This window comes from Citrobacter sp. Cm046 (assembly GCF_030333065.1).
Lineage (GTDB): Bacteria > Pseudomonadota > Gammaproteobacteria > Enterobacterales > Enterobacteriaceae > Citrobacter > Citrobacter murliniae.
In genome coordinates this window covers 36,838-58,231 of sequence record NZ_JAOWGP010000030.1, presented here as the reverse complement: position 1 = coordinate 58,231, position 21,394 = coordinate 36,838, and the positions used below count along the sequence as shown (strand labels likewise).

General features: G+C 52.9%; 12 protein-coding genes. 10 read left to right on the top strand and 2 right to left on the bottom strand.

Annotated elements, in window-relative coordinates:
- Positions 1 to 247 precede the first annotated feature (247 nt).
- From glgB to glgP, 5 genes are read left to right on the top strand one after another with little or no spacing between them, the layout of a single operon-like run.
- Positions 248 to 2,431 carry a 1,4-alpha-glucan branching enzyme gene (gene glgB, locus OGX98_RS01950; protein WP_048222925.1) on the top strand — a complete coding sequence of 728 codons (2,184 nt, stop codon included), beginning with the start codon at positions 248 to 250 and terminating at the stop codon, positions 2,429 to 2,431.
- Positions 2,431 to 4,407, top strand: coding sequence for a glycogen debranching protein GlgX (gene glgX, locus OGX98_RS01945; RefSeq protein WP_048222923.1), 1,977 nt, complete (start codon positions 2,431 to 2,433; stop codon positions 4,405 to 4,407). Before glgB ends, glgX begins: the two co-directional genes overlap by 1 nt.
- A 14-nt stretch (positions 4,408 to 4,421) precedes the next feature.
- Positions 4,422 to 5,717, top strand: coding sequence for a glucose-1-phosphate adenylyltransferase (gene glgC, locus OGX98_RS01940; RefSeq protein ID WP_045448484.1), 1,296 nt, complete (start codon positions 4,422 to 4,424; stop codon positions 5,715 to 5,717).
- Positions 5,717 to 7,150 carry a glycogen synthase GlgA gene (gene glgA / locus OGX98_RS01935; protein WP_045448482.1) on the top strand — a complete coding sequence of 478 codons (1,434 nt, stop codon included), beginning with the start codon at positions 5,717 to 5,719 and terminating at the stop codon, positions 7,148 to 7,150. The genes glgC and glgA overlap by 1 nt, the downstream gene beginning before the upstream one ends.
- 19 nt (positions 7,151 to 7,169) lie before the next feature.
- Entirely contained in the window at positions 7,170 to 9,617 is a 2,448-nt protein-coding gene (glgP, locus tag OGX98_RS01930) for a glycogen phosphorylase (RefSeq protein ID WP_045448480.1), read from the top strand.
- A 105-nt stretch (positions 9,618 to 9,722) separates the two neighbouring features.
- Here glgP and glpD read toward each other — a convergent pair whose 3' ends face one another.
- The gene (gene glpD, locus OGX98_RS01925; RefSeq protein ID WP_286594751.1) at positions 9,723 to 11,231 is read right to left on the bottom strand and encodes a glycerol-3-phosphate dehydrogenase; all 1,509 of its coding nucleotides are present in this window, start codon (positions 11,229 to 11,231) and stop codon (positions 9,723 to 9,725) included.
- Positions 11,232 to 11,422: 191 nt separating this feature from the next.
- Here glpD and glpE point away from each other — a divergent pair, with 191 nt between their 5' ends.
- The 3 genes from glpE (at position 11,423) to OGX98_RS01910 (ending at position 13,508) form a co-directional block, all read left to right on the top strand.
- Entirely contained in the window at positions 11,423 to 11,749 is a 327-nt protein-coding gene (gene glpE / locus OGX98_RS01920) for a thiosulfate sulfurtransferase GlpE (RefSeq protein ID WP_045448476.1), read from the top strand.
- Positions 11,750 to 11,824: 75 nt separating this feature from the next.
- Positions 11,825 to 12,655, top strand: coding sequence for a rhomboid family intramembrane serine protease GlpG (glpG, locus tag OGX98_RS01915; protein ID WP_045448474.1), 831 nt, complete (start codon positions 11,825 to 11,827; stop codon positions 12,653 to 12,655).
- A 94-nt stretch (positions 12,656 to 12,749) separates the two neighbouring features.
- Positions 12,750 to 13,508: a DeoR/GlpR family transcriptional regulator gene (locus OGX98_RS01910; RefSeq protein WP_045448472.1), complete on the top strand. Its 759-nt coding sequence runs from the start codon at positions 12,750 to 12,752 to the stop codon at positions 13,506 to 13,508.
- A gap of 42 nt (positions 13,509 to 13,550) precedes the next feature.
- On the opposite strand, the gene malT is transcribed toward OGX98_RS01910, so the two are convergent.
- On the bottom strand, positions 13,551 to 16,256 hold the full coding sequence (malT, locus tag OGX98_RS01905; RefSeq protein WP_286594748.1) for an HTH-type transcriptional regulator MalT: 2,706 nt from the start codon (positions 16,254 to 16,256) through the stop codon (positions 13,551 to 13,553).
- Positions 16,257 to 16,890: 634 nt separating this feature from the next.
- Between malT and malP the strand changes: the two genes are divergently transcribed.
- Together malP and malQ are read left to right on the top strand one after the other, a co-directional pair.
- Positions 16,891 to 19,284, top strand: coding sequence for a maltodextrin phosphorylase (malP, locus tag OGX98_RS01900; RefSeq protein WP_284096740.1), 2,394 nt, complete (start codon positions 16,891 to 16,893; stop codon positions 19,282 to 19,284).
- A gap of 9 nt (positions 19,285 to 19,293) precedes the next feature.
- Complete coding sequence (malQ, locus tag OGX98_RS01895; protein ID WP_045448466.1) at positions 19,294 to 21,381, top strand: 4-alpha-glucanotransferase; 2,088 nt, start codon at positions 19,294 to 19,296, stop codon at positions 21,379 to 21,381.
- Positions 21,382 to 21,394 lie beyond the last annotated feature (13 nt).

The following is a 21,394-nucleotide window of genomic DNA, read 5'->3' as shown; positions in this document are numbered from 1 at the left end:
CTGAGTCGCCCTTTTTTTTGCGTAATACAGGAGTAAGCGCAGATGTTTCATTTTTTACCGGGAGTAAGATAAAGCATTGGCTATTCTTTAAGGGTGGCTTAGTACCGGAGGTATTAAGTTGTTGCCTGAAGGTGGGACGACGCAGAGAGGATGCACAATTGTGCTGCGCCGTTCAGGTCAAAAAAATGTCACTACCTGATGTCGAAAATCAGTTGGAAGGGGTGACACATAAAACAGGATGACAACCATGTCCGTTCGTGTTGATAGAGACGTGATTAATGCGCTAATTGCAGGCCATTTTGCGGATCCTTTTTCCGTACTCGGTATGCACCAAACTGAAGCGGGACTTGAAGTCCGTGCCCTATTGCCTGACGCCACCGAAGTGTGGGTGATCGAACCTAAAACCGGACGCAAAGTCGGCAAACTGGACTGTCTCGACTCTCGCGGTTTTTTCTGTGCTGTACTTCCCCGACGTAAAAATTTCTTTCGCTATCAACTGGCTGTTGTCTGGCATGGACAGCAGAATCTGATTGATGACCCTTACCGTTTTGGCCCATTAATACAAGATATGGACGCCTGGCTGCTGTCTGAAGGGACGCATCTGCGCCCCTACGAAACGCTGGGCGCACATGCGGATACCATGGACGGCGTAACAGGTACTCGTTTCTCTGTCTGGGCGCCGAATGCACAACGTGTCTCGGTAGTCGGGCAGTTCAATTACTGGGACGGACGCCGACACCCGATGCGTCTGCGTAAAGAGAGCGGCATCTGGGAGCTGTTTATCCCCGGTGCACAGCATGGTCAGCTATATAAGTACGAGATGATCGATGCTAACGGCAAGCTACGCATCAAAGCTGATCCTTACGCTTTTGAAGCGCAAATGCGTCCTGAAACAGCATCGCTGATCTGTGGTTTGCCGGAAAAAGTCGTGCAAACTGAGGAGCGTAAAAAAGCTAACCAGTTTGATGCTCCGATCTCTATCTATGAAGTCCATCTGGGCTCATGGCGTCGCCATACGGACAACAATTTTTGGTTGAGCTACCGCGAACTTGCGGATCAGCTAATCCCCTACGTGAAGTGGATGGGGTTTACCCACCTTGAGTTGCTGCCAATTAACGAACATCCGTTCGATGGTAGCTGGGGTTACCAGCCGACTGGCATGTACGCACCGACCCGTCGTTTCGGCACGCGCGATGACTTCCGCTATTTCGTGAATGCCGCGCATCAGGCCGGGCTGAATGTCATCCTTGACTGGGTGCCGGGCCATTTTCCGTCGGACGATTTTGGGCTGGCAGAGTTTGATGGCACCAATTTGTATGAACACAGCGATCCGCGCGAAGGGTATCACCAGGACTGGAACACGCTGATATACAACTACGGTCGCCGTGAAGTCAGCAACTATCTGGTGGGCAACGCCCTGTACTGGATTGAACGATTTGGCATTGACGCGCTGCGGGTCGATGCCGTGGCGTCGATGATCTATCGCGATTACAGTCGTAAGGAAGGGGAATGGGTTCCTAACGAATTCGGCGGGCGCGAAAACCTCGAAGCCATTGAGTTTTTGCGTAATACCAACCGTATTCTTGGTGAACAGGTACCTGGTGCTGTGAGCATGGCGGAGGAATCCACCGACTTTGCCGGAGTATCGAGACCGCAGGATATGGGCGGCTTAGGTTTCTGGTACAAGTGGAACCTGGGCTGGATGCATGACACGCTGGACTACATGAAGCTGGATCCGATTTATCGTCAGCACCATCACGATAAGCTGACTTTCGGCATGCTCTACAACTATACCGAAAACTTTGTTCTGCCGTTGTCCCACGATGAAGTGGTGCACGGTAAGAAATCGATCCTTGATCGCATGCCAGGCGACGCGTGGCAGAAGTTTGCCAATCTACGTGCCTACTATGGCTGGATGTGGGCCTTCCCCGGCAAGAAACTGCTGTTTATGGGTAACGAATTTGCCCAGGGACGAGAATGGAACCACGATGCCAGCCTCGACTGGCATTTGCTGGAAGGGGGCGATAACTGGCATCACGGCGTACAACGCCTGGTACGTGATTTGAACCACACCTACCGTCACCACAAGGCGTTGCATGAGCTCGACTTTGACGGGTATGGGTTCGAATGGCTGGTGGTGGACGACAACGAGCGTTCGGTGCTGATTTTTGTCCGTCGTGACAAAGCTGGCAACGAAATTATTGTCGCCAGCAACTTTACGCCAGTGCCACGTTACGGCTATCGCTTTGGCATCAATCAGCCGGGTAAATGGCGTGAGATCCTTAATACTGACTCGATGCATTACCACGGCAGCAATACCGGTAATGGCGGCGTGGTACACAGCGATGAAATCGCCAGCCATGGTCGTCAGCACTCGTTGAGTCTCACCTTGCCTCCGCTGGCCACGATTTGGCTGGTTCGGGAGGGGTGATGACGCAACTGGCAATCGGTAACGCCACCCCCCACGGTGCCATGTATGACGGTCATGGCGTCAATTTTACACTCTTCTCGGCCCACGCTGAGCGCGTTGAGCTATGCGTCTTCGATGAGCAAGGCTGCGAGCACCGCTATGACCTGCCTGGACGTAGCGGTGATGTCTGGCACGGTTATCTGGCCGGTGCCAGACCGGGTTTGCGTTATGGTTATCGTGTACATGGGCCGTGGCAACCTGGGCAAGGTCATCGTTTTAACCCGGCGAAACTGCTGATTGACCCCTGTGCACGCCGCGTGGAAGGCGAGTTAAAAGATAACCCGCTGCTACACGGTGGGGTGGATGAGCCGGATCATCGTGACAATGCGGAGATTGCGCTCAAGTGCGTGGTGGTATCAGACCGATATGACTGGGAGGATGATGTCCCGCCGCGTACACCGTGGGGCAACACCGTCATTTACGAAGCACACGTCAAAGGACTGACGTATCTGCACCCCGATATCCCGGAGGATATTCGCGGCACGTACAAAGCGCTCGGTCATCCGGTGATGATTGACTATTTCAGGCACCTTGGCATTACCGCGCTGGAGTTGCTGCCGGTGGCGCATTTCGCCAGCGAACCCCGTCTTCAACGGCTGGGATTATCTAACTACTGGGGTTACAACCCGTTGGCGATGTTTGCGCTGCATCCGGCTTATGCCTGCTCGCCAGAGAGCGCTCTTGATGAGTTTCGTGACGCGGTGAAAGCGCTGCACAAAGCGGGTATTGAGGTCATTCTCGATATCGTTTTAAACCACAGCGCCGAGTTGGATCTTGAGGGGCCGCTCTTCTCACTGCGCGGAATTGATAACCGTAGCTATTATTGGATTAGGGAAGATGGTGATTACTACAACTGGACCGGCTGTGGGAACACCATCAATCTGAGCCATCCCGGTGTGGTGGAGTATGCGTGTGAATGCCTGCGTTATTGGGTTGAAACCTGCCACGTGGATGGTTTTCGTTTCGATTTAGCTTCCGTAATGGGGCGCACGCCTGCGTTTCGTCAGGATGCACCGCTGTTTACCGCCATCCAAAACTGTCCGTTGCTCTCACGCGTTAAGCTGATTGCAGAGCCGTGGGATATTGGTGAAGGCGGTTATCAGGTGGGTAATTTCCCACCACCGTTTGTCGAATGGAATGACCATTTCCGCGACGCAATCCGACGCTTCTGGCTACAGCGTAATCTGTCGCTGGGGGAGTTTGCTGGACGTTTTGCAGCATCCAGCGATGTGTTTAAACGCAATGGTCGTAAACCCAGCGCCACGGTTAATCTGGTTACTGCGCATGACGGTTTTACGCTGCGCGACTGTGTGTGCTTCACAAATAAGCACAATGAAGCGAACGGTGAGGAAAATCGGGACGGCACTAGCAATAACTACAGTGATAATCATGGTAAAGAAGGGTTAGGCGGCACGCTGGACCTGATTGAAAGGCGGCGCGACAGCATTCATGCCCTGTTAACGACGCTGTTGCTCTCTCAGGGGACGCCGATGTTGTTGGCGGGCGATGAGCATGGTCATAGCCAGCACGGCAACAATAACGCTTACTGCCAGGATAACGCTTTAACCTGGCTGGACTGGCAGCAGGCAAACAGTGGGCTAACCGCATTTACCGCCGCCTTGATTCATCTTCGCCGGCAGATCCCCGCGTTAACAAACGATCGCTGGTGGGAAGAGGGTGATGGCAATGTCCGTTGGCTGAACAAGTATGCACAACCCTTAAGTGCGGATGAGTGGCAAAACGGCCTGAAGCAGATGGAAATCCTGCTTTCAGAGCGTTTTTTGATTGCGATAAACGCTTCGCTTGAGGTGACAGATATCGTTTTACCTGAAGGGGAATGGCACGCCATTCCCCCATTTGCCGGAGAGGATAATCCGGTGCTTACGGCTGTCTGGCAGGGACCTGCGCACGGACTGTGTGTGTTCCAGAGAAGATAAAAAAGGAGTTAGTCATGGTGAGTTTAGATAAGAACGATCGTGTAATGTTGGCGCGCCAGCTGCCATTGAAATCTGTTGCCCTAATCCTGGCCGGTGGCCGCGGGACACGCCTGAAAGATTTAACCAACAAACGCGCCAAGCCAGCCGTACACTTTGGCGGTAAGTTCCGCATTATCGATTTTGCTTTATCCAACTGTCTTAACTCCGGGATCCGCCGTATTGGCGTGATCACGCAGTACCAGTCGCACACGCTGGTACAGCATATCCAGCGCGGTTGGTCGTTCTTCAGCGAAGAGATGAACGAGTTTGTCGACCTGCTTCCTGCTCAGCAAAGAATGCAGGGGGAAAACTGGTATCGCGGAACGGCAGATGCGGTAACGCAGAACCTGGACATCATTCGACGCTATAAAGCGGAGTATGTGGTGATACTCGCGGGGGATCATATTTATAAACAGGATTACTCGCGCATGCTGATCGACCACGTTGAGAAGGGCGCTCGCTGCACCGTAGCCTGTATGCCGGTACCGATTGAAGAGGCCAGCGCATTTGGCGTAATGGATGTGGACGAAAACGACAAAATTATCGAATTCGTTGAAAAACCGGCAAATCCGCCAGCCATGCCAAATGATCCAACAAAATCCCTCGCCAGTATGGGGATCTACGTATTTGACGCCGATTATCTCTATGAACTTTTGGCGGAAGATGACCTGGACGAAAACTCAAGCCATGACTTCGGCAAAGATATCATCCCGAAAATCACCGAAGCGGGTATGGCGTTTGCACATCCTTTCCCGTTGTCCTGCGTACAGTCCGACCCGGAATCCGAGCCGTACTGGCGTGATGTTGGAACACTGGAGGCCTACTGGAAGGCGAACCTCGATCTGGCTTCGGTAACGCCTGAACTGGACATGTATGACCAGGACTGGCCGATTCGTACACATATGGAATCACTGCCACCAGCGAAGTTCGTGCAGGACCGTTCCGGTAGCCACGGAATGACGCTGAACTCGCTGGTTTCCGGTGGGTGTATTATTTCCGGTTCGGTGGTGGTGCAGTCCGTGCTGTTCCCGCGGGTGCGGGTGAATTCATTCTGTAACATTGATTCGGCAGTGTTGTTACCTGAAGTGTGGGTAGGGCGTTCGTGCCGGTTACGTCGCTGTATCATCGACCGCGCCTGCGTTATCCCTGAAGGTATGGTCATTGGTGAAAATGCGGAAGAAGATGCACGTCGCTTCTACCGTTCAGAGGAAGGCATTGTGCTGGTCACGCGTGAAATGCTACGCAAACTGCAGATCAAACAGGAGCGATAATGCAGGTTTTACACGTATGTTCAGAGATGTTTCCCCTGTTAAAAACCGGGGGACTGGCGGATGTGATTGGGGCATTGCCCGCTGCGCAAATTGCGGACGGAGTGGATGCCCGCGTGCTGCTCCCGGCGTTTCCCGATATTCGCCGCGGTATCCCTGATGCGCAGGTTGTAACGCGCCGGGATACCTTTGCTGGCAGAATCACCTTGCTGTTCGGACATTACAACGGTGTCGGCATTTACCTGATTGATGCGCCGCATCTCTATGACCGCCCCGGCAGCCCGTATCACGACACAAATCTGTTTGCTTATACCGATAACGTCCTGCGCTTTGCACTGCTCGGCTGGGTCGGATGTGAAATGGCCTGTGGTCTTGATCCATTCTGGCGCCCGGATGTGGTGCACGCGCACGACTGGCATGCCGGGTTGGCCCCGGCGTATCTGGCGGCGCGCGGCCATCCGGCGAAGTCTGTGTTCACTGTGCACAATCTGGCGTATCAAGGCATGTTTTATGCAAAGCATATGGATGACATCCAATTGCCATGGTCGTTCTTTAATGTGCATGGTCTGGAGTTCAATGGGCAGATTTCATTCCTGAAGGCCGGTTTGTACTACGCCGACCACATTACGGCGGTCAGCCCGACCTATGCGCGGGAAATCACTGAGCCGCAGTTTGCCTACGGGATGGAAGGTTTGTTGCAGCAGCGCCATCGCGAGGGGCGTCTTTCCGGCGTGCTGAACGGTGTCGATGAAAACATCTGGAGTCCGGAAACGGACTTGCTGCTGGCATCGCGCTATACCCGCGATACGTTGGAGGATAAAGCAGAGAACAAGCGTCAGTTGCAGATTGCAATGGGGCTTAAGGTTAACGATAAAGTGCCGCTCTTTGCAGTGGTAAGTCGCCTGACCAGCCAGAAAGGTTTGGACCTGGTGCTGGAAGCGCTGCCGGGTTTGTTAGAGCAGGGTGGACAGCTGGCGTTACTCGGCGCGGGCGATCCGGTGTTGCAGGAGGGGTTCCTGGCCGCTGCAGCAGAGCATCCAGGGCAGGTGGGGGTGCAGATTGGTTATCACGAGGCCTTCTCTCATCGCATCATGGGTGGGGCCGATGTCATTCTGGTTCCCAGCCGCTTTGAGCCATGTGGCTTAACGCAATTGTATGGACTGAAGTACGGCACGCTGCCGCTGGTGCGGCGCACCGGTGGGCTGGCTGATACGGTGTCTGATAGTTCGCTGGAAAACCTGGCGGACGGTATCGCCAGTGGGTTTGTATTTGAAGATAGTAATGCCTGGTCGCTGTTGCGGGCGATTCGGCGTGCTTTCGTATTGTGGTCCCGGCCTTCGCTTTGGCGATTTGTACAACGTCAGGCCATGACCATGGATTTTAGCTGGCAAGTCGCGGCGAAGTCTTACCGTGAGCTTTACTATCGCTTGAAATAGATATCCAGGAATCACCTATATGAATGCTCCATTTACTTATGCATCGCCCACACTCAGCGTAGAGGCACTTAAGCATTCTATTGCCTATAAGCTGATGTTCACTATTGGTAAAGATCCGGTCATTGCCAATAAACATGAGTGGCTGAACGCCACATTATTCGCGGTGCGGGATCGTCTCGTGGAGCGCTGGCTGCGTTCTAACCGTGCGCAATTGTCTCAGGAAACTCGCCAGGTCTATTATCTGTCAATGGAGTTTCTGATTGGCCGCACACTTTCTAATGCACTGTTATCGTTGGGAATTTACGACGATGTAAAAAATGCACTGGAAGGTATGGGGTTAGATCTTGAAGATCTGATCGACGAAGAAAATGACCCCGGCCTCGGAAACGGTGGTCTCGGGCGTCTGGCAGCCTGTTTCCTGGATTCTCTGGCGACGCTGGGCCTGCCGGGACGTGGTTACGGTATTCGTTATGACTACGGCATGTTCAAACAGAACATTGTTGATGGCCGACAGAAAGAATCCCCGGACTACTGGCTGGAATATGGTAACCCGTGGGAGTTTAAACGCCACAATACCCGCTACAAAGTACGTTTTGGCGGTCGTATTCAGCAGGAAGGCAAGAAAACGCGCTGGATTGAAACTGAAGAGATCCTCGCGGTGGCTTACGACCAGATTATCCCGGGCTACGATACCGACGCCACCAACACGCTGCGCCTGTGGAACGCCCAGGCCAGTAGCGAAATCAACCTTGGTAAATTTAACCAGGGGGATTACTTCGCGGCGGTGGAAGATAAAAACCACTCCGAGAACGTATCTCGTGTGCTATATCCGGATGACTCCACCTATTCAGGGCGCGAGCTGCGTTTGCGTCAGGAGTACTTTCTGGTCTCCTCCACGGTGCAGGACATCTTGAGTCGTCATTATCAGTTGCACAAAACCTACGACAATCTGGCGGATAAAATCGCCATTCACCTCAACGATACCCATCCGGTGCTGTCTATTCCGGAGCTGATGCGCCTGCTTATTGATGAGCACAAATTTAGCTGGGATGACGCGTTTGAAGTGTGCTGTCAGGTCTTCTCTTACACCAACCACACGTTAATGAGTGAAGCGCTGGAAACCTGGCCGGTCGATATGCTGGGTAAAATTTTGCCGCGCCATCTGCAAATCATCTTTGAGATTAACGATTACTTCCTGAAAACGTTACAGGAGCAGTATCCGAATGATACCGGCCTGTTGGGGCGGACATCGATCATTGATGAATCCAACGGTCGTCGTGTGCGTATGGCATGGCTGGCGGTAGTGGTGAGCCATAAAGTGAACGGCGTTTCTGAGCTGCACTCCAACCTGATGGTGCAGTCGTTGTTTGCGGATTTTGCGAAGATTTTCCCGACGCGCTTCTGTAATGTGACCAACGGTGTGACTCCTCGTCGCTGGCTGGCGCTGGCGAACCCGCCGCTCTCCGATGTGCTGGATGAGAATATTGGCCGTACCTGGCGTACCGATCTCAGCCAGCTCAGCGAGCTTGAGCAGCACTGTGATTATCCGCTGGTGAATCACGCAGTGCGCCAGGCAAAGCTGGAGAATAAAAAGCGTCTGGCTGCGCTCATTGCCCAACAGCTTAACGTGGTAGTGAACCCGAAATCGCTGTTTGACGTGCAGATCAAACGTATTCATGAGTACAAACGGCAGTTGATGAATGTGCTGCATGTGATCACCCGCTACAACCGCATTAAGGACGATCCTGAAGCCGAGTGGGTACCACGCGTAAATATCTTCGCCGGTAAGGCTGCTTCGGCCTATTACATGGCGAAGCACATTATTCATCTTATCAACGATGTCGCTAAAGTGATCAATAACGATCCGCAGATTGGCGACAAGCTGAAGGTGGTGTTTATTCCCAATTACAGTGTCAGCCTGGCGCAGGTGATCATTCCTGCAGCCGACCTGTCTGAACAGATTTCTCTGGCAGGGACGGAAGCTTCCGGTACCAGCAATATGAAGTTTGCTCTGAACGGAGCGCTGACTATTGGCACGCTGGACGGAGCAAACGTCGAGATGCTGGAGCATGTGGGTGCGGAAAATATCTTTATCTTCGGTAATACAGCGGAAGAAGTCGAAGCATTACGCAGTAAAGGCTACAAACCGCGTGAATATTACGAGAAAGATGAAGAATTGCATCAGGTGCTGACGCAAATCGGCAGCGGCGTATTCAGCCCTGAGGAGCCGGGACGCTATCGTGATCTGGTGGACTCGTTAATCAACTTTGGCGACCACTACCAGGTGCTGGCGGATTACCGCAGCTATGTCGATTGCCAGGATAAGGTAGACGAACTGTATCGCCGTCCGGAAGAGTGGACCACGAAGTCGATGATCAATATCGCCAATATGGGGTACTTCTCATCAGACAGGACGATCAAAGAGTATGCCGAAAACATCTGGCATATTGATTCGGTGCGGTTGTAACAAGGGATAGGATGACCTGTAGGCCGGATAAGGCGTTAGCCGCCATCCGGCAAAAGGCCCGGTGGCTCTGACGCTTACCGGGCCTACAGTTTTATAGCGTGTGTCTTAAGACGCTAGCGACAACTGGTGTTTTTCCACATATTCCACCAGCCACTGGGTCATACGCGACTGCTGTTCGGCATTCAGCCACATACCTTCTTTCGTACGACGCCACAGGGCATCGTCTGCGCGACGCACCCATTCGTGATCGACCAGATACTTCAGCTCTGCTTCGTAGAATTCATGGCCGAAGTCTTCGCCCAGCTCAGCAACCGAGGTCGCGTCACCGAGGATCCATTCCGTGTTGCTACCGTAGGTGCGCGAGAAGTGGCGTGCCAGAGACTCGGTCAGGAACGGATAGCGGCGGCGCAGTTTTGCCGCGTAGTCTTCACGATCGCCGCCAATATCACCGCCGGGCAGGATGCACTCTTTGGTCCATGCCGGGCCAATGCCCTGATAGTAAGACGACAGTTTTTCCATCGCGTGTTCTGCCAGCTTACGGTAGGTCGTCAGTTTGCCGCCAAAGACGGAAAGCAGCGGCGCTTTGCCGTTTTCATCGTGGATATCCAGCGTGTAATCACGGGTGATAGCCTGCGGTGAATCGGACTCGTCATCGCACAGCGGGCGGACGCCAGAATAGGTCCAGACGATATCATCACGGCCCAGTTGTTTCTTAAAGTGTGCGTTGTAGACCTTCAGCAGGTAATTGATTTCGCTTTCATCAATCTTCACCGCTTTCGGGTCGCCCTGATACTCAACGTCAGTGGTACCGATAATTGAGAATTCATCCATCCAGGGGATAACGAAAACAATACGCTTATCTTCGTTTTGCAGGATATAAGCCTGCTTCTGGGTATGCACGCGTGGTACCACGATGTGGCTGCCTTTAATCAGGCGAATACCATACGGTGATGGCAGGTGCATTCCGTCATCGAAGAACTCTTTTACCCACGGGCCAGTGGCGTTTACCAGGCCGCGAGCCTGCCAGGTGTGTTTTTTACCGGTATCGATATCTTCTGCTTCGACAATCCACAGACCGTTTTCGCGACGAGCGGAAGTAGCGCGAGTGCGGGTCAAGACTTCGCCACCTTTACGTACCACCATTTGGGCGTTTGCCAGAACCAGACGCGCATCGTCTACCCAGCAGTCAGAATATTCGAAACCGCGCACGATCTCAGGCTTCATCACCGAGTCTGCGCCAAAACGCAAACCAGTTGAACCTGGTAAACTGGTGCGTTTGCCCAAGTGATCGTACATAAACAGACCAATGCGAATCATCCATGCCGGGCGCAGGTGTGGGCGATGGGGCAGACGAAAACGCATCGGGAAAGCAATATGCGGTGCCATTTTCAACAGCACTTCACGTTCAGCCAGCGCTTCACTGACCAGACGAAATTCATAGTGTTCCAGGTAGCGCAGGCCACCGTGGATGAGTTTAGAGCTGGCGGAAGAGGTCGCACAGGCTAAATCCTGCGCTTCCAGCATCAGCACGGATAAACCGCGTCCAGCGGCATCTGCCGCGATACCGGCACCGTTGATGCCTCCACCTATCACAATCAGATCTTTGGTTTCCATGCTGGCCTCTCGCACTTTCGTTATAGCTCATTAATGTTCGTTATCGAGCATAATAGCAAAGAATAGCGCCATTGGTAACATCGGATAAACAATTTACAGTGATACATATAACATTATGGCGTTTACCTGTGCAGGCAACGTACACTGGACGGTAATATTGAACACCTGCAGAGAAAGAAAAAGAGAACACCATGGATCAGTTTGAATGTATTAATGTCGAAGAAGCCCATCAAAAGTTGCTGCATGGAATGGCGGTGCTGGTGGATATCCGCGATCCGCAAAGTTATGCAATGGGTCATGCGCCACAGGCGTTTCATTTGACTAACGATACGCTGGGTTCATTTATGCGCGACCATGATTTCGATACCGCAGTGATGGTGATGTGTTACCACGGCAACAGCAGTAAGGGCGCGGCGCAATATCTGCTTCAACAGGGATATGACGCGGTATACAGCGTTGACGGCGGCTTTGATGCGTGGCATCGACATTTTCCTGCAGAAGTGGCTTTTGGTTCGTAAGCTAACAAAGATGCAGCCTGAAATGAGCAGGGTATATATACTGTCCCCTTTTGTGTGGAATAAGCGACAGCAACAATGTTGATGATTACCTCTTTTGCTAACCCCCGCGTGGCGCAGGCATTTGTTGATTATATGGCGACACAGGGCGTTATTCTGACAATTCAACAACATCAGCAAACCGATGTCTGGCTGGCGGATGAGTCCCAGGCTGAGCGCGTGCGGGCTGAACTGGCGCGTTTTCTGGAAAATCCAGGGGACCCGCGTTATTTGGCTGCCAGCTGGCAGTCTGGCCAGACAGACAGTGGGCTGCGCTATCAACGTTTTCCGTTTCTTGCCACGCTGCGCGAACGGGCTGGTCCGGTGACCTGGGCTGTGATGGCGGCGTGCGTGTTGGTGTATATCGCGATGAACGTCGTGGGCGACCAGACGGTCATGCTATGGCTGGCGTGGCCGTTTGACCCGACGCTGAAGTTTGAGTTCTGGCGTTATTTCACCCACGCTTTTATGCACTTTTCGCTGATGCACATTCTTTTTAACCTGCTGTGGTGGTGGTATCTCGGCGGGGCGGTAGAAAAACGTCTGGGCAGCGGCAAACTCATTGTCATTACCGTTATCAGCGCGCTGCTGAGCGGCTATGTTCAACAAAAATTTAGTGGCCCGTGGTTTGGTGGATTGTCTGGCGTGGTTTATGCGTTGATGGGGTACGTGTGGTTGCGCGGCGAGCGCGATCCGCAAAGCGGTATTTTCCTGCAACGCGGTTTGATTATCTTTGCCTTGATCTGGATTGTTGCCGGCTGGTTTGATCTGTTCGGCATGTCTATGGCGAACGGAGCACATATTGCCGGGCTGGCCGTCGGTCTGGCAATGGCATTTGCAGATACTATTCATGTACGAAAACGAACGTGAATGAGATTGAGCGGGATGGTAATGCGAATTGCAGGCCGGATAAGGCCGCAGCCGCTATCCGGCACAAGATCTTTGTTAATTCCAGGGACTTATAATGAAACAAACACAACGACATGACGCGATCATTGAACTGGTAAAAAAACAGGGATACGTCAGCACCGAGGAACTGGTGGAGCATTTCTCCGTCAGCCCACAAACGATTCGCCGGGATCTTAACGATCTGGCCGATCAGAATATGATTTTGCGCCACCACGGTGGCGCGGCATTACCATCCAGCTCAGTGAATACCCCGTGGCATGACCGTAAGGCGACGCAGACGGCGGAAAAAGAGCGTATTGCTCGTAAAGTTGCCACGCAGATCCCTAACGGCTCCACGCTGTTTATAGACATCGGTACCACGCCGGAAGCGGTGGCTCACGCATTGCTGAATCACAGCAACTTACGCATTGTGACCAACAACCTCAATGTGGCAAACACGCTGATGGCGAAAGAGGATTTCCGCATCATTCTGGCCGGTGGCGAACTGCGCAGCCGTGATGGCGGCATTATGGGTGAAGCGACTCTCGACTTTATTTCACAGTTCCGTCTGGACTTCGGTATTTTGGGTATTAGCGGCATCGACAGCGATGGTTCATTGCTGGAGTTTGATTATCACGAAGTTCGCACCAAACGTGCCATTATTGAAAATTCACGTCATGTGATGTTGGTGGTGGATCACTCGAAGTTTGGACGTAACGCGATGGTGAATATGGGGAGTATCAGCATGGTGGATGCAGTCTATACCGATATCTTGCCGCCAGCGGGCGTGATGCAGGTGATTGCTGATAATCACATTCAGTTAGAGCTGTGCTAGGTCATCTGTGGGCCCGGTAAGCTTCAATGCCACCGGGCAAAATTAAACGCCGTACCCCATCATCTTCAGCAGTTTCTGCGCATGCTGCACTGCATCCTGGCGGTGTGCCACGCCAAGTTTTTGGTACAAGTTGCGAATATGCGTTTTGATGGTTGTCGCCGCTACCGCCAGTTCTCCGGCGATTTGTTCGTTGCTGTAACCGGAATAAATCAGGCCTAAAACCTGCCACTCACGCTGGGTTAGTGGGCTGGTACGGATCAGTTCCGGCACTTCTGGGTGAGTCAGCAGACGTTCAACGAATCCTTCATCAAAGTGGGCGAATTTGTGGCGATGGTGTTGGTTAATCTCACGCAAAATACGCTGGGCACGATGCTGATCGAGTTCCGGCAGCGTATTGAGCTGAATCAACTGGCGCAACTGCTGCGCCATGGCCTCACCTTCGATGACAAAGTGGCTGATAAACCCGGTACGGTTAGCCAGTTGCAGCGCATCAAGCAATACGCGTTGGGCGTCATTTTTGCGTCCTGCCTGCCAGTAAAGCTGATTGAGCAGCAGCAGGTTGCGGTTCAGATCGCTCATCAGGCGCAGGTTGCGTGCATTTTCGTTTAATTCTTCCAGCACAATCTCTGCCGGCTCGAATTCACCCAACAGGATCTGCGCACGGGCGATGTTACGCCACTGACTTTGCAGGAAATGGTTGTTGGCGAATTCCGGTTTTGGCGTGTGGCGCAGCCAGTTGGCAGCCGAGTTTTTGTCCCCGGTCATTTGCCAGTAAATTACCCGGACCTTATCGGCATTGGAAATCCAGTCGCTGTGATAACGTCCGTTACCCAGCAGGTTTTCCAGGCGATTAAGCAGACTGCGGGCGTTGTCCAGGTCACCCCGCGCCAGTGAGCACTGAACCAGCAGAGCCAGGCATTGAAGCTGCTGCTGGGGTTGAAAAGTAGAAAGGAGTTCAATACCGCTGCGGGCAGAGGCTTCGGACTCATCCAGACGCGCCCAGGCCCATAGTAACTGTGCCCGGATACGAACCAGAAACTCGTGCATCGGCAGTTGCTCCAGATGCTGCTCTTTGATCAACTGGAACGCTTTTTCCTGAGTCTCCCAGGCGGCCTGCAAAAAGCCCTGAGCGAATAAAATTTCACTTTGCTGGATCAGGCTCCAGAGCGCGTAATGCCAGACGTCATGATGACGTGCCATTTGCTCTGTTTGTTGCATCAACGACAACGAACGAGTGAGATCGCCTTTGCAGTGCAGGACTTCACCGTGTACCGACATGGCGACAATACGGCTATAGAACCAGGCGATGGGTAATTCATCCAGCGCCAGTTTTGCCAGACGTTCTGCTTCGTCAGGGTTTCCGTCGTTAATCGCCACCTGTGCACGCAGAGCATTAAATTCCGCATGCAGGGTTGTTTCCATATCGCCTTTCATTTCCTGCTCGGCACGCGCCAGCAGGGTGTTAACCTCACTGTAGCGATGCTGACTCTGCATCAGCCAGGCCTGCAACAGCACCAGACGTGGGTTTTCCAGCAGACTTTCCCACGGTAGAGCTTTCAGTGACTCTTCCAGTAACGCCAGCTCGCTGTGGTTAAACAGCCCCCAAGCATGATTGAGCAGGATATCGCGCAGCATATGGGCATCGCCCGCGGCCAGTGCATGATGAATCGCTTCGCTGGGGAAACCTTGTGCCATCCAGCTTTCTGCGGCGGCACGGTGTATTTCGGGAAGCTCGGTCGCCAGTTCCCACTGGCAGCGCTGGCGTAAAAAGTTGCCAAACAGAGGGTGATAGCTAAACCATTCGCCAACGTCATCCATCCGTTGCAGGAATAAACCCTGACGCTCAATTTCTTCCAGCCGCATTTGGCCGTTTTCTTCACCGGTTACCCGGGTAATCAACGTGTCGTTCATTGAACGCAGGATGGCGCTTTTCAGCAGGAAGTGACGAGTACCCTGATCAACGCTATCCAGAACTTCATCGACCAGATAGTCGGACAAATGACTGGCGTTGATACCCGACAGACGGCGCGCTGATTGGTGCGCAGAATTGTTATTCTGGCGAGCTGAAAGGGCGATCAGTTGTAACGCGGTTGCCCAGCCAGCGACGTCATCACACATGCGGCTGCTTTCCGCCGCCTCAATGGGGGATGAAAGACGACGGTCAAAGAATTGTTTGGCTTCCTGATGGTTAAAGGCTAATTGTTGGCTGCCTATCTCCAGCAGTTGATCGCGTACACGCAGGTTAGCGATACCCAGTTGCGGTAAGTTACGTGACAGTACGACCAGCGTGAGATTCTCAGGCTGGTGGCGCAGGAAAAAGCGCATCGCTTCGTGGATAGCCGGATTCGAGATCAGATGATAATCATCTACGACCAGATAAAGCGGACGATGCCACTCTGCCAGCTCAATAAATAGCTGAGCAAAGAGAGAAGTCAGGCTGGCGTACTGGCGTTTTTGCACCATCGTTTCGCTGGTCGTACAGTGCCCACCAGTTGCCTGCTGGATAGCGGCAATCAAATAGCTGGCAAATCGCTCCTGCTGATTATCACCTTCATCAAGAGAGTACCAGCCTAATTCATTTTTCCCCGCAGCCCACTGCGAAATAAGCGTCGTTTTTCCGTAGCCAGCAGGACTTGTTATCAGAGCGAGCCTGAAATTGTTCGCGCCGGAAAGTTTAGCCAGCAGGCGCTCACGAACCACCGTATGGTCGAGTCGAACCGGACGACTTAATTTAGACGGAATCAACATAAGTTAGTCACTTCACTGTGTGAAAATGGGGAAAAATGATTTTTTTTGCGCTTCGTAATTAATGGTTATAAGGTCGGCCAGAAAGTCATTTTATGCAAGCTAAGTGGACTTTTTGTGTGTCTGATTTTGCACTATGTCACAATTTTATACATCTATTGCAATAATTATCTCAAAGAGCCGCAACAGGCGTGGCGACTGGATCCAACGTTATTTTTACCGTATTGAAAATACCTTACTATGCGTGCGCCTACCGGGGTGTTTAATGAAATCGGCAAATTTTGCGATCGGCATATAACTTTCGCGTGAAATATCTTAATTATTATATGTATTTCAGACTGGAAATTATTTCTCTGTTTACATATTTTTTCTCAACATCATCTCCCTGTTTGGTATTGTCTGGTTAAGAGCCTGGCCCAACAGGCTAATGCGAAATGTGTGGTGCATTTCGGGGATGATGTACGGGTATTCTGTATCGGTACGAGCCATCACATCCCCTTTAAGTGGCCGCGATCACATTTTTATGCTCATCCCCACTCCTCCTCCCTGCCTAATCCTCGCCAGGATGAGGAAGGTCAACAACGAGCCTGGCAAACTAGCGATAACGTTGTTTATTACCTAAGGATCTGGAATCTCTATGTCACAGCCTACCTTCAACAAAGATCACTTTCAGGCTGCACTGACGCGTCAGTGGCAGCGCTTCGGTTTATTGTCGGCTTCAGAAATGACGTCACGCCAGTGGTGGCAGGCGGTGAGCGGAGCTTTAGCTGAGTTGCTCAGCGCCCAACCTGCGGCGAAACCGGCAAAAAATCAGCGTCATGTTAACTACATTTCAATGGAGTTTTTGATTGGTCGTCTGACGGGCAATAACTTGCTTAACTTGGGCTGGTATCAGGGCGTGAGCGATGAGCTGAAAGCGCATGACATCAATCTGACCGACCTGCTGGAGGAAGAAATCGATCCGGCGTTGGGTAACGGCGGCCTGGGGCGTCTGGCGGCATGTTTCCTCGATTCGATGGCGACAGTTGGCCAGTCCGCTACGGGCTATGGCCTGAACTATCAGTACGGTCTGTTCCGTCAATCTTTTACCGACGGTCAGCAGATGGAAGCCCCGGATGACTGGCATCGCGCAAGCTATCCGTGGTTCCGCCATAATGAGGCGCTGGATGTACAGGTCGGTATTGGCGGTAAAGTTAGCAAAGAGGGGCTCTGGGAGCCTGGGTTTACCATCACCGGACAGGCCTGGGATCTGCCGGTACTGGGCTACCGTAACGGCGTGGCGCAACCGCTACGTCTGTGGCAGGCCAGCCATGCACATCCGTTTAACCTGACTAAATTTAACGACGGCGATTTCCTGCGCGCAGAGCAGCAGGGTATCGACGCCGAAAAACTGACTAAAGTGCTGTACCCGAACGACAACCATACGGCAGGTAAAAAACTGCGCCTGATGCAGCAATATTTCCAGTGTGCCTGCTCCGTTGCCGATATTCTGCGCCGTCATCATCTGGCGGGACGTAAATTGCATGAACTGGCTGATTATGAAGTCATTCAACTGAACGATACCCACCCGACCATCGCCATTCCAGAACTGCTGCGCGTGCTGATTGATGAGCACCAGATGAGCTGGGACGACGCATGGGCGATTACCAGTAAGACCTTTGCCTACACCAACCACACGTTGATGCCGGAGGCGCTGGAGTGCTGGGATGAGAAGCTGGTGAAAGCACTGCTGCCGCGTCATATGCAGATTATCAAAGAGATAAACGACAGATTTAAGAAGCTGGTCGATAAAACCTGGCCGGGCGATGCCGCCGTCTGGGCGAAGCTGGCGGTAGTTCACAATAAACAGGTGCGCATGGCGAACATGTGCGTGGTCAGCGGCTTTGCGGTCAATGGTGTGGCAGCGCTGCACTCCTCCCTGGTCGTGAAAGACTTGTTCCCGGAATACCACCAGCTGTGGCCGAATAAATTCCATAACGTCACCAACGGGATTACGCCGCGTCGCTGGATCAAACAGTGCAACCCGGCGCTTGCTGCCTTACTGGATAAATCGCTGAAGAAAGAGTGGGCGAACGATCTCGATCAGTTGATCAATCTGGAAAAATACGCTGACGATGCGACGTTCCGTCAGCAGTATCGCGATATCAAGCTGGCGAACAAAGAGCGGCTGGTGAAGTTTATCAAAGCGCGTACCGGTATTGAGATTACAACCAACGCGATATTTGATATTCAGATCAAACGCCTGCATGAGTACAAACGTCAGCACCTGAACCTGCTGCATATTCTGGCGTTGTACAAAGAAATCCGTGAAAACCCACAGGCGGATCGCGTACCGCGCGTATTCCTGTTTGGCGCGAAAGCGGCACCGGGTTACTACCTGGCAAAAAATATTATCTTCGCCATTAACAAGGTGGCAGAAACCATCAATAACGACCCGAAAGTCGGTGACAAGCTGAAAGTTGTGTTCCTGCCTGATTATTGTGTCTCGGCGGCGGAAATGTTGATTCCGGCGGCGGATATCTCAGAGCAGATCTCGACTGCTGGGAAAGAGGCTTCCGGTACCGGTAACATGAAACTGGCGCTGAACGGGGCGTTAACGGTCGGTACGCTGGACGGTGCGAACGTCGAAATCGCCGAGAAAGTGGGAGACGAGAACATCTTTATCTTTGGTCACACTGTGGAAGAGGTTCAGCGGCTTAAAGCGAAAGGCTATGATCCGGTGAAATGGCGCAAGAAAGACAAAGTGTTGGATGCGGTACTCAAAGAGCTGGAAAGCGGCAAATACAGCGATGGCGATAAGCATGCCTTCGACCAGATGCTGCACAGTATCGGTAAGCAGGGCGGCGATCCGTATCTGGTAATGGCAGATTTCACAGCTTACGTTGAGGCGCAGAAGCAGGTCGACGTATTGTACCGTGATCAGGATGCCTGGACCCGGGCTGCCATTCTGAATACTGCTCGCTGCGGTATGTTCAGTTCGGATCGCTCCATCCGCGATTATCAGGCTCGTATCTGGCAGGCGAAACGCTAAGGAATCGCGATGGAAAGCAAACGTCTGGATAATGCCGCACTGGCGGCGGGGATCAGCCCCAATTACATCAATGCCCACGGTAAACCGCAGTCTATTGGCGCCGAAACCAAGCGGCGTTTGCTTGATGCCATGCATCGCACTACCTCCGCCACGAAAGTGGCGGTAACACCGGTGCCAAACGTCATGGTTTATACAGTGGGGAAAAAAATGCCGCTGGCGGTGGAGGGTAACGGTGAGTTTAGCTGGCTGCTCACCACCGAAGATGGCGTGCAGCACAAAGGTCATGTCTTCGGCGGTAAATCTTTTCACCTTCCGGCGAAGTTGCCGGAGGGGTATCACGCGCTCACCCTGACACAGGGAGAATTGCGTACCCATTGTCGTATTATCGTCGCCCCTAAACGCTGCTATGAGCCGCCGGCTTTGCTGGCCGGGAAAAAGCTGTGGGGCGCATGCGTGCAACTTTACACTCTGCGTTCAGAGAACAACTGGGGGATTGGCGACTTTGGTGATCTCCGCGCCATGCTGGCAGACGTAGCAAAACGTGGCGGGGCGTTTATCGGTCTGAACCCGATTCATGCGCTGTATCCGGCAAATCCGGAGAGTGCCAGCCCGTACAGCCCGTCTTCACGCCGCTGGCTGAACGTTATTTATATTGATGTGAATGCGGTAGACGATTTCCGTCTGAGTAAAGAGGCGCAGGACTGGTGGCAGATGCCATCTACTCAGCAAATTCTGCAACGTGCGCGGGATGCTGAGTGGGTTGATTACTCCACCGTGACCGCGTTGAAGATGACGGCGCTGCGCATGGCGTGGAAAGGTTTCTCTGCCCGTGATGATGAACAGATGGCGGCATTCCGTCGTTTTGTGACTCAGGAGGGCGATAGCCTGTACTGGCAGGCGGCGTTTGACGCGCTGCATGCGCATCAGGTGAAAGAAGATGAATTGCGCTGGGGTTGGCCAGTATGGCCGGAGGGGTTCCAGTCGGTGGACTCACCGCAGGTGAAGCAGTTCTGCGAAGAGTATCGTGATGAAGTGGATTTCTACCTCTGGTTACAGTGGCTGGCATATACCCAGTTTGCCGCCTGCTGGGAAACCAGCCAGGGCTTTGATATGCCAATCGGTCTGTACCGCGACCTGGCGGTCGGCGTCGCAGAAGGCGGAGCGGAAACCTGGTGTGACCGTGAGCTGTATTGCCTGAAAGCTTCCGTTGGCGCACCGCCGGATATCCTCGGCCCGCTCGGCCAAAACTGGGGGCTGCCGCCGATGGATCCGCACATCATCACGGCGCGCGCTTACGAGCCATTTATTGAACTGCTGCGCGCCAATATGCAGAACTGTGGTGCGCTGCGCATTGATCATGTCATGTCGATGCTGCGCTTGTGGTGGATCCCTTACGGTGAGACAGCAGATCACGGTGCGTATGTGCATTATCCGGTAGACGACCTGCTCTCTATTCTGGCGCTGGAAAGTAAACGTCATCACTGCATGGTGATTGGCGAAGACCTGGGTACTGTCCCGGTTGAAATTGTCAGCAAGCTGCGCGACAGCGGCGTGTATTCATACAAAGTGCTCTATTTTGAGAATGACCATGAGAAGAATTTCCGTGCGCCGCAAGCGTACCCGGAACAATCAATGGCAGTCGCGGCGACGCATGACCTTCCAACGCTTAAAGGTTATTGGGACAGCGGTGATTTGACGCTGGGTAAAACGCTGGGGCTGTACCCGGATGAGGTCGTACTGCGCGGCTTGTATCAGGACAGGGAGCTGGCGAAGCAGGGCCTGCTGGATGCGCTGCATAAATATGGCTGTCTGCCGAAACGAGCCGGGCACAAGGCGTCGCTGATGTCGATGACGCCTATCCTCAATCGTGGGATGCAACGCTACATTGCCGACAGTAACAGCGCCCTGCTGGGGCTGCAGCCGGAAGACTGGCTTGATATGGCTGAGCCGGTCAACATCCCTGGGACCAGCTATCAGTATAAAAACTGGCGACGTAAGCTCTCCACTACGCTTGAGAAGATGTTTGCTGATGATGAGGTGAACAAGCTGATTAAGGATTTAGATAAACGGCGAAAAGCAGCCGCCAGGAAGAGGTAAAAAAGAACCCGCC